Origin of the sequence: Streptomyces halobius, assembly GCF_023277745.1 — a bacterium.
GTDB classification, from domain to species: domain Bacteria; phylum Actinomycetota; class Actinomycetes; order Streptomycetales; family Streptomycetaceae; genus Streptomyces; species Streptomyces halobius.
This window is the reverse complement of sequence record NZ_CP086322.1, coordinates 7,235,687-7,248,532: the sequence shown is the minus strand read 5'-3', so window position 1 is coordinate 7,248,532 and position 12,846 is coordinate 7,235,687. Positions and strand designations below refer to the sequence as shown.

General features: G+C 70.5%; 8 protein-coding genes and 2 pseudogenes. 4 read left to right on the top strand and 6 right to left on the bottom strand.

The genetic code is table 11. The annotated features are described in order from the left end of the window. The first annotated feature begins 195 nt into the window (after positions 1 to 195). Positions 196 to 1,021 (top strand): annotated as a pseudogene (locus K9S39_RS32865) (RNA-guided endonuclease TnpB family protein). Positions 1,022 to 1,195: 174 nt separating this feature from the next. On the opposite strand, the pseudogene K9S39_RS32860 reads toward K9S39_RS32865, so the two are convergent. Together K9S39_RS32860 and K9S39_RS32855 are read right to left on the bottom strand one after the other, a co-directional pair. Then, a pseudogene (locus K9S39_RS32860) lies at positions 1,196 to 1,482 on the bottom strand (response regulator); the annotation flags it as partial. A gap of 191 nt (positions 1,483 to 1,673) precedes the next feature. After that, positions 1,674 to 2,492, bottom strand: a complete 819-nt coding sequence (locus K9S39_RS32855) for a S1 family peptidase (RefSeq protein WP_248866961.1) — start codon at positions 2,490 to 2,492, stop codon at positions 1,674 to 1,676. 266 nt (positions 2,493 to 2,758) lie between these two features. On the opposite strand from K9S39_RS32855, the gene K9S39_RS32850 reads away from it, so the two are divergent. Further along, positions 2,759 to 3,658 carry a hypothetical protein gene (locus K9S39_RS32850; RefSeq protein ID WP_248866960.1) on the top strand — a complete coding sequence of 300 codons (900 nt, stop codon included), beginning with the start codon at positions 2,759 to 2,761 and terminating at the stop codon, positions 3,656 to 3,658. A 66-nt stretch (positions 3,659 to 3,724) separates the two neighbouring features. Here the strand turns inward: K9S39_RS32850 and K9S39_RS32845 are convergent, their stop codons facing one another. Next, positions 3,725 to 4,462: an MBL fold metallo-hydrolase gene (locus tag K9S39_RS32845; protein ID WP_248866959.1), complete on the bottom strand. Its 738-nt coding sequence runs from the start codon at positions 4,460 to 4,462 to the stop codon at positions 3,725 to 3,727. A gap of 152 nt (positions 4,463 to 4,614) precedes the next feature. Between K9S39_RS32845 and K9S39_RS32835 the strand changes: the two genes are divergently transcribed. Further along, a complete protein-coding gene (locus tag K9S39_RS32835; RefSeq protein ID WP_283113139.1) occupies positions 4,615 to 5,115 on the top strand; it encodes a hypothetical protein in 501 nt (166 codons plus the stop codon). 36 nt (positions 5,116 to 5,151) lie between these two features. On the opposite strand, the gene K9S39_RS32830 is transcribed toward K9S39_RS32835, so the two are convergent. Then, the gene (locus K9S39_RS32830) at positions 5,152 to 5,913 is read right to left on the bottom strand and encodes an ArsR/SmtB family transcription factor (protein WP_248866958.1); all 762 of its coding nucleotides are present in this window, start codon (positions 5,911 to 5,913) and stop codon (positions 5,152 to 5,154) included. A 78-nt stretch (positions 5,914 to 5,991) separates the two neighbouring features. Between K9S39_RS32830 and K9S39_RS32825 the strand changes: the two genes are divergently transcribed. Then, positions 5,992 to 6,594: a hypothetical protein gene (locus K9S39_RS32825; protein WP_248866957.1), complete on the top strand. Its 603-nt coding sequence runs from the start codon at positions 5,992 to 5,994 to the stop codon at positions 6,592 to 6,594. A 114-nt stretch (positions 6,595 to 6,708) separates the two neighbouring features. Here K9S39_RS32825 and K9S39_RS32820 read toward each other — a convergent pair whose 3' ends face one another. After that, entirely contained in the window at positions 6,709 to 8,169 is a 1,461-nt protein-coding gene (locus K9S39_RS32820) for a glutamate synthase subunit beta (RefSeq protein WP_248866956.1), read from the bottom strand. Further along, positions 8,162 to 12,796, bottom strand: coding sequence for a glutamate synthase large subunit (gene gltB, locus K9S39_RS32815; RefSeq protein ID WP_248866955.1), 4,635 nt, complete (start codon positions 12,794 to 12,796; stop codon positions 8,162 to 8,164). Before gltB ends, K9S39_RS32820 begins: the two co-directional genes overlap by 8 nt. Positions 12,797 to 12,846: the final 50 nt, after the last annotated feature.

Genomic DNA, 12,846 nt, shown 5'->3' with positions numbered 1-12,846 from the left:
GTGCGGCAGCGCGCGGGGGTCGGGATCGTTCAACCGTCGTACCTCCCAGGTGGTTTGTTGGTCATGACGACAGCGGCGCGGACGAGTGAGGACGCCGGGCAAGCCCGGTACACCTACCGTGTGCGTGTGTCGCGCATGGCGCTGGGCACGCTCCTGACGGAGTGGGACCGGTGCCGGTGGATCTGAAACGAGTGCGTGGCCCGGTCGAAGAAGGCACACCGCGAGGGCGAGAAGTGCGGACCGGCCGCCCTCGACGAGATGCTGACCGAGGCCAGGCGGAAAACGCCGTGGCTGCGAGAAGGTTCCAGCGTCCCTCAGCAGCGGCTCATACGGGACTTCGGAAAGTCCCGTGCCAAAGCCCTCAAGGACATCAAGGACCGGCTTTGGCAGCATCGCCGGGCGGGCGTGATCGGTGTCGACTGGGGCGTGCAGCAGACGGCCACCACCACATCCGACGCCCACGCCCTTCCCCACGCCGAGCATGGAAAGAAGGCCGCCGCGAAGCCGGCCCGCTACCAGCGGATGATGGCACGCCGCAAGCCGGCCAGGGGGCAGGCCGCTTCGAACGGCTACAAAGCCGCGAAAGAGCAGACGGCCAAGCTGCACAAGAAGGTGGCGAGGCAGCGGCAGGACTCGGCCCGCAAATGGGCCAAAGCCGTGGTTCGCGACCATGATTCCCTGGCGGTGGAGGACTTCCGGCCGAAGTTCCTCGCCAAGACCACCATGGCCAAGAAGGCGGCCGATGCCGCCATCGGCGCGGCGAAGGCGGCCCTGATCGAGAGGGGCCGCAAGCACGGCCGTGCCGTGCACCTGGTACACCCCGCGCACACCACGATGGACTGTGCGCAGTGCGGAGCGAGAACCAAGCACGCACTACCTCTTTCCGAGAGAACCTCTGCCTGCACCGCGTGCGGGGCCGTACGAGAACTCCGCCCGTGTGATGCTGATCCGGGCTGGTCTGAACCCGGCTGGTGTTGAGGACGTAAGACCCGCTGAGGCGCTGCGTCAGCGAGCTGCCTGAGCCGGGAATCCTCTCCCTCCGGGGGGAGCATTCAAGCGCGCTGTCCTCTTTCGCACCTGCACGGCTCGTCTGCATGGCCTATCGCTGGCCAGCGTGCTGGGTGCGCCAGGCTCGCGCCCATGGACAAAGGGGGAACACGTGTTGGACTTACGGGTGGTCTTGGACCAACGGGTGCGCGGGCGAGACCAGCGAGTCGCCGACCGCGGCGGCCCGTACGGCCTCGACGAGCATGGCGGGGCCGGCGTCCTTGAGGAGGAAGCCGGAAGCGCGGCCTGGAGTGCCGCGTGCACATATGCGTCCAGGTCGAGGGTGGTGACGATGACGACCCGCGGTTTCCCGTACTCCGGGTGGGCGGCCGCGCGCTCGGACAGCCGACGGGTGACCTCCAGGCCGTCGATCTTGGGCATCCGGATGTCCGGCAGCAGCACGTCGGGGCGCAGTCGCTCGACGGCTTCGAGGGCGCCTCGCCGTCGATGACACCCGCTCAGGCTATACGGCGGCCGGACGGGTGCCCATCGGCCGTACGGTCATCCCTGTCGGCCGCCGCCCCGGACGGAAGGACCAGAGCCGCACCGCGGTGGCCACCATCCGCGGGCCGCGACGCGGACGGGCCCGGGGAGGTGCTCCCCGGGCCCGCGCCTCACTCGGCTTCTCAGCCGTTTCCGCCGCCCAGTTCCCCGGCGGCCTTCTGGATGTCCTTGGCGAAGGCGCTCACCTCGGTGTAGACACCGGGCTTGCCGGGCCGTGCGCAGCCCTCGCCCCAGGAGACGATGCCGACCTGGATCCAGGCCCCGGAGTCGTCCTTGCGGAACATCGGGCCACCGGAGTCGCCCTGGCAGGTGTCGACGCCGCCGGTGTCCAGCTTGCCGGCGCAGAGTTCCTCGCCCGGCGTCAGCTGGTCGCCGTACGCCTGCTGGCAGGCCGCGTCGTCGACGTAGGGGACGGTCGCCTTGAGGAGGTAGCGCTGCTGGTCGCCGCCTTCCTTGTCGGCGCCCCAGCCGGCGATCTCGAAGTCACCGTTGTTGAACGAGTCGTCCTCGGCGATCTTCAGGGTCGGCAGGTCTATCGCCTTGTTGAGCTTGATCAGCGCCCAGTCCTTGCCTTTGCCCTGGTAATCGGGGGCCTGCAGAACCTCGGTGGACTTTGCGGTGATCGCATTCGAGTCCTCCAGGTCGACCACACCGGCGGTGGCGGTGATGGAGGTGTTCGGGCCGCTGCCGTCGACGCAGTGCGCCGCGGTGAGCACGATGTCCTTCTCGTAGAGGGCGCCGCCACAGCCCATCGACAGCCGGACCATGAAGGGGAATTCCCCCTGTTCGGCCTGGGTGCCGCCGACGACCCTGGTCTGACTGCCGCCGCTGGGGGTCGGTTCGGGGGCGGCGGAGGCGGCCCCGGGCTGGAGGCTGAAGGCAGCCAGGGCGACCGCGCCGACCGCGGCGCTTCTCTTGAGGTACTTCAGATAGCTGCGCAACTGGCTTCCTTTCGTGGGGGGTTGCACGTTGCTGACGCGCCCATGCCAACCCACCGGAGCCGGACGTGGCCGCCGAGGAGAACGCGTGGAAAGAGGCAGCACGCCGCGCAGCGTCCGGACCCAGTGGGGGATGAGTCCGTAAAGCGCCCTGTGATTATGTGGAGAGAGGGATCAGGGTGACAAGGGTGTGCATCCGGCCAACTTCCGTACTACCCATGCCCTGTAAGCCGCATTCCGGGCAGTCCCGACCCCCGTACAGTGGCCGGGTGACAACGGGCAGCGGTGACATCAAGCACGGATTTCCCCATATCGACAAGGTGCGTTCGGCCATCACGGCGCTCTTCAAACGCCTGTCGTACGACACGGTGAGCACTTTCGCGGTATCCGTGCCGCCCGTCGATGTCGCCTTCGACGACAGCGAGGACCTGTATCCGGGCGTGCAGCGGGTGGCCCGTGCGATGGTCCGTCATCTGCGGCTGCCCGATGCCCGGATGGTCGTCTCGTTCCGGGAGATCGACCATGCCGCGTATGTCGAACTCACCGCGGGTCCCGAATACTTCATCGAGCTGAACGAACGTTTCAAGGCACATCGCAAGGACATCGGTGCCGCGCTCGCCCACGAGGTGATGCATGTCTATCTGCACCGACTGGACCTGTCGTTCCCCGGCACGCCCGACAACGAGATCCTCACCGACACCGCCACCACCTACCTCGGCGCGGGCTGGCTGCTGCTGGACGCGTATCGCGAACACGGCCCGTTCTCGCAGAAGCTCGGCTATCTGACGCCGGAGGAGTTCGGCTATGTGCTCGCCAAGCGCGCGGAGTTCTTCGGCGAGGATCCCGCGCCGTGGTTCACCAGCCCGCAGGCGTACGACGCCTACAAGGCGGGGCAGGCGCGGGCCCGCGCGGACACCCGCCGGCCCCCGCTGGCCGCCGCGAGCTGGACCGCCCGGCTCCGCTACGCCAAGGACCGGCGTACGGCGCAGGATCCGAAGCGCGGCGGTCCGGTCCGCGGGCCCGGCGACGGCTACGTCTTCGAGGGCCCGGCGCCGCTGCGGGTGTCGTTCCCCTGCCCCACCTGCCACCAGCGGATCCGCGTCCCGGTGCGCGGCCGGCTGCAAGCGCGCTGCGGGCTGTGCAAGACGCTGCTGGACTGCGATACCTAGAGCGCGTTGCGCGGGTGCGCCCGGAGCGCGGCGCGTGGGCCGACCGTCGGCCCTGGCCGCACCGGCTCACAGCCAGTCCCGCTCCGGGGTGGCCGCCGCAAGGACGTCGCGCGCGCCCGTACGGATGGGCTCGCCGTGCGGTACGCACACGGTTTCCAGGCCGTCGAGGGCGGCGAGCCGGCGGAAGGAGGCGAGGGCCACCTCGCGGTCGACGTTGAAGGGGCCGAGGACCGCGCGGCCTCCCCCGGAGCCGATGATGTCGCCGGGGAACAGCAGTCCGCTCTCGGGCAGGTACAGCGCGATCCCGCCCGGTGTGTGGCCGGGCACGTGCAGCACACGGACGGGCTCCGCCCAGTCGTCCAGGGTGTCCCCGTCGTGCAGCTCCACATCGACCTCGACATGACGCAGCGGCGGGAGCCCGGCGTCGGCGAGCTCGGCCATGATCCCTTCGTGCAGCTCCCGTTCCGCCGGGGTGTGCACGGGCGGGGGTTCGGGGGCGGCGCCGCGGATGACCGGTGCGTCGTACGCGCCGGCCAGGACCCGGGCGCCGGTGGCGTCGGCCAGGTCGGCGGCGGAGCCCATGTGGTCGAGGTGGGAGTGGGTGAGCACGATCTGCCGCAGATCGCCCGGCCGCGCGCCGAGCCGGGCGAGCGCGTCGAGGACGGCGGGCGCGGAGCCGGGGACGCCGGTGTCGACGACCGCGTAGCCGCCGTCGGGCAGTGCGACGGCATACACATACCCGACAGGGAACGGGAGGTGCCAGACGTCCTGGGTGATCGGGGTGATCCCGACGAGCGAGTCCATGACCGGGACGCTAACGGGCGCGCGACCACCCGCCCCGGCGTTGCGCCCTGGGCGGATTGAGCGCACGGCGAACGGGCCCCGGCGGGCGGGCACGGCGAACGGAACCCGTCTCCTGACCGCCGCGTCCCATCGACGACCCGAGGAGGTAGCACATGAGCGGTACTCGCCCCCGCACCGGCTCCCGTACCCGCTCCCGTTCGCGCACCGCCGTGCTCGCCATGGCGGCCGCCGGCGCCGTCGCGCTGTCCGGCTGCGGCAGTGGGACACAGACCGTGGGCACCGCACCCCCGAAGCAGAAGGATCCGTTCGAGCAGCGGGCGGAGCAGATCGTGCGGGACTGGCCGAAGGTCTCCCCCGTCTCCGGCCGGAAGGACACGATGCTGCCGCTGACCGGCGCGGACCGCCCGAGGAACACCGCGGTTCGGGAGCTCACGGTGACCGTCGGGCACGGTGCGTGCGATGCCAAGTACGGCGTGCACACCCATGAGTCCAAGGATCTCGTGGTGGTCGCCGGCTGGAGCAAGAAGAAGAACCAGAACGGGATGTGCACCTCACAGCTCGTCACCGACAAGGTGGAGATCACGCTGAAGAGCCCCCTGGACGACCGCGAGCTCGTGGACGCGGCCACCGGTAAGCAGCTCCTGAAGGGATGAGCGGCGGCCGCCGTCCCGCGAGTGACCGGCCCCGCCTCATGCGCCTGGCGGCACCAGTGCCAGGGACGGCGACAATGCGCTCTCGGGCAGCCCCAGATGGCGGCGGAAGGCCGCGCGGCCGCCCTCGGTGAGGGTGAGGATGCGGGTGGACGGCGCCTTGACGATCCACCGCTGGCCCAGGGCGTGCCGGTACACGGCGGCGCCGACCGCGCCGGAGAGGTGCTGGCGGCGTACGGTCCAGTCGAGGCAGGTGCGGACATGGGCCCGGTGCGCGGCGGACGGGCCGGGGTCGGGGATGCCGAGGGCGGCGAGCCAGGAGGCGCCGGCCCGGGTCAGCGTCAGTCCGTAGTCCCGGACCAGCAGGCCGCGTTCGGTCATGGTCTCGGCGATGGCGACGCCGAGCGCGCCCGCGATGTGGTCGTAGCAGGTTCTGGCGTGGTGCAGCGCCCTGCGGTGGTTGGCCTCGGCGAGGGAGCGCACCGGGACCTGACGGTAGGGGGCCAGCCCGGCGAGGTTCTCCAGGGCTTCCGCGGTGTCGGGTCCGGCGAGGCGTACGTAGCGCCGCCGGCCCTGTCGTTCCTCCGCGAGCAGCCCGCCGGCGACCAGGAGGTTGAGGTGTTCGGTGGTGGTGGAGGGTGCCACCCCGGCGTATTCGGCCAGTTCGCCCGCGGTCCAGGAGCCGCCGTCCAGCAGGGCGATGCAGATGGCGGCGCGTGTGCGGTCCGCGAGCAGCGCCGCGAGGGCGGCCAGGTCCGGGGTTTCGGCGGTACTTTCGTGATCGGCATCCCGTCGGTTCATGTGCAGAGAGTATGCAGAGAGTAAGGGGACATCACACTTCGGTGAACACCGAACGGTTCGGCTTCTATCCTAAGAATCATGAAATGCGTGCTGGAGAAGAGCAGTTCGGTCGCGCAGGCACTGCTGTCCACGGAGAACGACGACGGGACATACGGGCTGGTCGAGCTGGAGATCACCTGGGAATTCGGCCCGGTCGTGAGTGGCCGGCTGCCCGCGCGCGGCCGTGCCGCGCGCAATCTCGTGGTACGCCCGGAAGTGGTCTTCAACCTCGCACCGGCCGGTACGGCCACCGAGGAGGGAGCCGTGACCTCGGCGGACGGCTGCCCGTCGACGGCGGACGCGGCGTTGACGGAACCGTCCGAGATGGTGCGGCCGCCCCGGCTGGCGCACTACCCGCTGCAGCTGGAGGCGCGCTGCGTCAGCGAGTTGACGGTGACCGACGGCGCGTGGACGCGTTTCGAGGCGCAGGTGCTGCGGGTGCACGCGGACCCGCGGTGGGTGCTGCCGAGGGGCGACCGGGGTGTCGAACTGTCGGCGTGGGCCCCGCCGGTGCATGACTTCCGGTCTTCGGGGACGCCGCCGCGGGAGCCCGTACCGGTGCCCGCGCGGGAGCTGGCGGAGCGGTTGGGGCGGCGGTTCCCGGCGCAGCGGGACGGCTCGTCGACGACCCGCACGCCCTAGCACGTACTCGGAAAGGACACGCGGCGCCTGCCCTCCGGTCGGGGAGAGGGCAGGCGCCGGGTTGTTCCGTACGACGTTGTACGGGACATACAGGGCCGTCGGGCCATCACGCTGTCACACGGTCAGCGCGCGATCCGTCGGCTTGATGGGAGCCGGCAGGGCGCTGGCTCCGGTCAGGAAGCGGTCCACACCGCGGGCGGCGGAGCGGCCCTCGGCGATGGCCCACACGATCAACGACTGGCCGCGGCCCGCGTCACCGGCGACGTACACGCCGGGGACGTTGGTGGCGTAGTCGCCGTCGCGGGCGATGTTGCCGCGTGCGTCGAGCTCCAGGCCGAACTGCTCGACCAGGCCGTTGTGCTGATCGGTGCCGGTGAAGCCCATGGCGAGGGTGACCAGCTGGGCCGGGATGCGGCGCTCGGTGCCGGGCTTCTGCTCCGGCTTGCCGTCCTTGAACTCCACCTCGACCAGGTGCAGGGCCTGGACGTTGCCGTCCTCGTCGCCCTCGAAGTGGGTGGTGGAGACGGAGTAGACCCGCTCGCCGCCCTCCTCGTGCGCGGAGGTGACCTTGTAGAGCATGGGGAAGGTCGGCCAGGGCTGGTTGGCGCTGCGCTCCTCGCCCGCCCTCGGCATGATCTCCAGCTGGGTGACGGAGGCCGCGCCCTGGCGGTGGGCGGTGCCGACGCAGTCCGCGCCGGTGTCGCCGCCGCCGATGACGACGACGTGCTTGCCCTCGGCGGTGATCGGGGAGACCGTCAGGTCGCCCTCCTGCACCTTGTTGGCGAGCGGCAGGTACTCCATCGCGAAGTGGATGCCCTTGAGGTCACGGCCGGGCACCGGCAGATCGCGGGAGGTGGTGGCGCCGGCGGCGATGACGACGGCGTCGTAGCGCTTGCGCAGCTTGGCGGCGTCGATGTCGCGGCCGATCTCCACCTCCGTACGGAACTTGGTGCCCTCCGTGCGCATCTGCTCGATGCGGCGGTTGATGTGGCGCTTCTCCATCTTGAACTCGGGGATGCCGTAGCGGAGGAGACCACCGATACGGTCCGCGCGCTCGTAGACGGCGACGGTGTGGCCGGCGCGGGTCAGCTGCTGGGCGGCGGCGAGACCGGCCGGGCCGGAGCCGATGACGGCGACGGTCTTGCCGGACAGGCGCTCCGGCGGCTGCGGGGTGACATCGCCGTTGTCCCACGCCTGGTCGATGATCGAGACCTCGACGTTCTTGATGGTCACGGCGGGCTGGTTGATGCCCAGGACACACGCCGCCTCGCACGGGGCCGGGCACAGGCGGCCGGTGAACTCCGGGAAGTTGTTGGTGGCGTGCAGCCGCTCGCTGGCGGCGCTCCAGTCCTCGCGGTAGGCGTAGTCGTTCCACTCGGGGATGAGGTTCCCCAGCGGACAGCCGTTGTGGCAGAAGGGGATGCCGCAGTCCATGCAGCGGCTCGCCTGCTTGCTGATGATCGGCAGCAGCGAACCGGGAACGTAGACCTCGTTCCAGTCCTTGACGCGTTCGCCGACGGGGCGGGTCTTGGCGACCTCGCGGTCGGTGGTCAGGAAGCCCTTGGGGTCAGCCATTGGTCGCCGCCTCCATCATCTTCTCGTGGGTCTCGGACTCGGAGAGTCCCGCTCGCTCGGCGGCGTCCTTGGCGGCGAGCACTGCCTTGTAGGTGGCCGGGACGACCTTGCTGAAGCGGGCGGCGGCCGTGTCCCAGTCGGCGAGGAGCTTCTCGGCGACGGTGGAGCCGGTCTCCTCGTGGTGGCGGCGCACCGCGTCGTGCAGCCACTGCTCGTCGGTGGCGTCCAGCGTGTGGACGGCGTCGACGAGCTCCTTGTTGACGTTGTCCTTGTCGAGGTCGATGACGTAGGCGGTGCCGCCGGACATACCGGCCGCGAAGTTGCGGCCGGTCTCGCCCAGGACGACGGCGTGGCCGCCGGTCATGTACTCGCAGCCGTGGTCGCCGACGCCCTCGGACACCACCAGGGCACCGGAGTTACGGACGCAGAACCGCTCGCCGACCCGGCCGCGCAGGAACAGTTCGCCGCCGGTCGCGCCGTAGGCGAGGGTGTTGCCCGCGATGGTGGAGTACTCCGCCAGGTGGTCGGCGCCGCGGTCCGGGCGGACCACGACGCGGCCGCCGGAGAGGCCCTTGCCGACGTAGTCGTTGGCGTCGCCCTCCAGGCGCAGCGTGACGCCGCGGGGCAGGAACGCGCCGAAGGACTGGCCGGCCGAGCCGGTGAAGGTGATGTCGATGGTGTCGTCGGGCAGACCGGCACCGCCGAACTTCTTGGTGACCTCGTGGCCGAGCATGGTGCCGACGGTCCGGTTGATGTTCCGGATCGCGACCTGGGCCCGTACGGGCTGGGCTGCCTCGGCGGTGTCCGCGGCCAGCGCGTCGGCGGCGAGCTTGATCAGCTCGTTGTCCAGCGCCTTCTCCAGGCCGTGGTCCTGGACGGTGATCTGGTGGCGGACCGCGCCCTCGGAGAGCTCGGGGACGTGCAGCAGCGGGGCCAGGTCCAGGCCCTGCGCCTTCCAGTGGTCCACGGCCTTCGAGGTGTTGAGCAGCTCGGCGTGGCCGATGGCCTCGTCGAGGGTGCGGAAGCCCAGCTCGGCGAGGAGCTCGCGGACCTCTTCGGCGATGAACTCGAAGAAGTTGACGACGTAGTCGGCCTTGCCGCTGAACCGCTCGCGCAGCGTCGGGTTCTGGGTGGCGATGCCGACCGGACAGGTGTCCAGGTGGCAGACGCGCATCATGACGCAGCCGGAGACGACCAGCGGGGCGGTCGCGAAGCCGAACTCCTCGGCGCCCAGCAGGGCGGCGATGACGACATCGCGGCCGGTCTTCAGCTGGCCGTCGGTCTGCACGACGATGCGGTCGCGCAGGCCGTTGAGGAGGAGGGTCTGCTGGGTCTCCGCCAGGCCCAGCTCCCACGGTCCGCCGGCATGCTTGAGCGAGGTGAGCGGCGAGGCGCCGGTACCGCCGTCATGACCGGAGATCAGGACCACGTCGGCGTGTGCCTTGGAGACGCCCGCGGCGACGGTGCCGACGCCGACCTCCGAGACCAGCTTGACGTGGATCCGCGCCTGCGGGTTGGCGTTCTTCAGGTCGTGGATCAGCTGGGCCAGATCCTCGATGGAGTAGATGTCGTGGTGCGGCGGCGGGGAGATCAGGCCGACGCCCGGCGTGGAGTGCCGGGTCCGGGCCACCCACGGATAGACCTTGTGTCCGGGCAGCTGGCCGCCCTCACCGGGCTTGGCGCCCTGGGCCATCTTGATCTGGATGTCGTCGGAGTTGACCAGGTACTCGGACGTCACACCGAAGCGGCCGGAGGCGACCTGCTTGATGGACGAGCGGCGCGCCGGGTCGTACAGCCGCTCCGGGTCCTCGCCGCCCTCACCGGTGTTGGACTTGGCGCCCAGCCGGTTCATGGCGATGGCGAGGGTCTCGTGGGCCTCGCGGGAGATCGACCCGTAGGACATCGCGCCGGTGGAGAAGCGCTTGACGATCTCGGACGCCGGCTCGACCTCGTCCAGCGGGACCGCGGCCCGGCCGGACTCGAAGGAGAACAGACCGCGCAGCGTCATCAGCCGCTCGGACTGCTCGTTCACCCGCTCGGTGTACTGCTTGAAGATGTCGTAGCGGCGCTGGCGGGTGGAGTGCTGGAGCCGGAAGACGGTGTCCGGGTCGAAGAGGTGCGGCTCGCCCTCGCGGCGCCACTGGTACTCGCCGCCGATCTCCAGCGCGCGGTGGGTGGCGGCGATGCCGGAGACCGGGTACGCCTTGGTGTGCCGGGCGGCCACCTCCTGCGCGATGACGTCCAGGCCCGCGCCGCCGATCTTGGTGGCGGTGCCGTGGAAGTACCTGGCGACGAAGTCCTCGTCCAGGCCGACGGCCTCGAAGACCTGCGCACCGCGGTAGGAGGCGACGGTGGAGATGCCCATCTTGGACATCACCTTCAGGACGCCCTTGCCGAGCGCCTTGATCAGGTTCCTGATGGCGGTCTCGGCGTCGACGCCGGGCAGGAAGGTGCCGGCGCGGACCAGGTCCTCGACGGACTCCATCGCCAGGTACGGGTTGACCGCGGCCGCGCCGTAGCCGATGAGCAGCGCGACATGGTGCACCTCGCGGACGTCACCGGCCTCGACGAGCAGGCCCACCTGGGTGCGCTGCTTGGTGCGGATGAGGTGGTGGTGGACGGCGGAGGTGAGCAGCAGCGAGGGGATCGGCGCGTGCTCGGCGTCGGAGTGCCGGTCGGACAGCACGATCAGGCGGGCGCCGTCCTCGATGGCGGCCTCGGCCTCGTCGCAGATCTCCTGGATGCGGGCCGCGAGGGACTCGCCGCCGCCGGAGACCCGGAAGAGGCCGGAGAGGGTCACGGCCTTCATGCCGGACATATCGCCGTCGGCGTTGATGTGGACCAGCTTGGCCAGTTCGTCGTTGTCGATGACCGGGAACGGCAGGGTCACGCTGCGGCAGGAGGCCGCGGTCGGCTCCAGGAGGTTGCCCTGGGGGCCGAGGGAGGAGATCAGCGAGGTGACCAGTTCCTCGCGGATGGCGTCCAGCGGCGGGTTGGTGACCTGCGCGAATAGCTGGGTGAAGTAGTCGAAGAGCAGCCGGGGGCGATCGGAGAGCGCGGCGATCGGCGAATCGGTGCCCATCGAGCCGATGGGCTCGGCGCCGGCCTTGGCCATCGGCGCGAGGATGACGCGGAGCTCTTCCTCGGTGTAGCCGAAGGTCTGCTGGCGGCGGGTGACCGAGGCGTGGGTGTGCACGATGTGCTCACGCTCGGGGAGATCGGCCAGGTCGATCAGTCCCGCGTCCAGCCACTCCTGGTAGGGCTGCTCGGCGGCAAGCTGCGCCTTGATCTCGTCGTCCTCGATGATGCGGTGCTCGGCGGTGTCGACCAGGAACATCCTGCCGGGCTGGAGGCGGCCCTTGCGGACGACCTTGGCGGGGTCGATGTCCAGGACGCCGACCTCGGAGGAGAGCACGACCAGGCCGTCGTCGGTGACCCAGTAGCGGCCGGGGCGCAGACCGTTGCGGTCGAGGACCGCGCCGACCTGGGTGCCGTCGGTGAAGGTGACACAGGCCGGGCCGTCCCAGGGCTCCATCATCGTGGAGTGGTACTGGTAGAAGGCGCGCCGGGCCGGGTCCATGGCGGTGGAGTTCTCCCACGCCTCGGGGACCATCATCAGCACCGAGTGCGGCAGCGAGCGGCCGCCGAGGTGCAGCAGCTCCAGCACCTCGTCGAAGGAGGCGGAGTCCGAGGCGTCCGGGGTACAGACCGGGAAGATCCGCGCGAGCTTTTCGGCGTCCCCGTCACCGCTGTGCCCATTGTCGGCGGAGCCGAACAGCTTCGAGGCGAGCTGGGACTCGCGGGCGCGCATCCAGTTGCGGTTGCCCTTGACCGTGTTGATCTCGCCGTTGTGCGCGACGAAGCGGTACGGGTGGGCGAGCGGCCAGCTCGGGAAGGTGTTGGTGGAGAACCGCGAGTGGACCAGCGCGATGGCGGTGGCGAAGCGGCGGTCGGACAGGTCCGGGAAGAAGGGCTCCAGCTGGCCGGTGGTCAGCATGCCCTTGTAGACGATCGTCCGCGAGGACAGCGACGGGAAGTAGACGCCGGCCTCGCGCTCGGCGCGCTTGCGCAGCGCGAACGCCTTGCGGTCCAGCGCGAGACCGGTGTTCTCGCCGTCCCCGACGAACAGCTGGGAGAAGGCCGGCATGGTGGCGCGGGCGCCGTTGCCGAGCAGCTGGGGCGCGACCGGGACGATGCGCCAGCCGAGGACGTCCAGGCCCTCTTCCGCGGCCATTGTCTCGATGCGTGAGACGGCGGCGGCCGCTTCCTGGGCGTCGGACGGCAGGAAGGCGATGCCGACGGCGTAGGCGCCGGCCTCGGGGAGCGCGAAGGTGACGTTCTCGCGGAGGAACGCGTCCGGCACCTGGAGCAGGATGCCGGCGCCGTCACCGGAGTCGGGCTCCGAGCCGGTGGCACCGCGGTGCTCCAGATTCGTCAGGACGGTGAGCGCCTGCTCGACCAACGCGTGGCTGGCCTCGCCGGTGAGGGTGGCCACAAAGCCGACGCCACAGGCGTCGTGCTCATTGCGAGGGTCGTACATCCCCTGCTGGGCGGGGCGCCCGTCCATGGGCGACCAGGCGGCGGCGTCGCTGCTGGTGGTCGCGGAGTGCGTGGACGCGGAACGCATCGGCTCTCCCAACGTCGTCGTGGCATAGGCATGGCCGAGGGACGACGTTG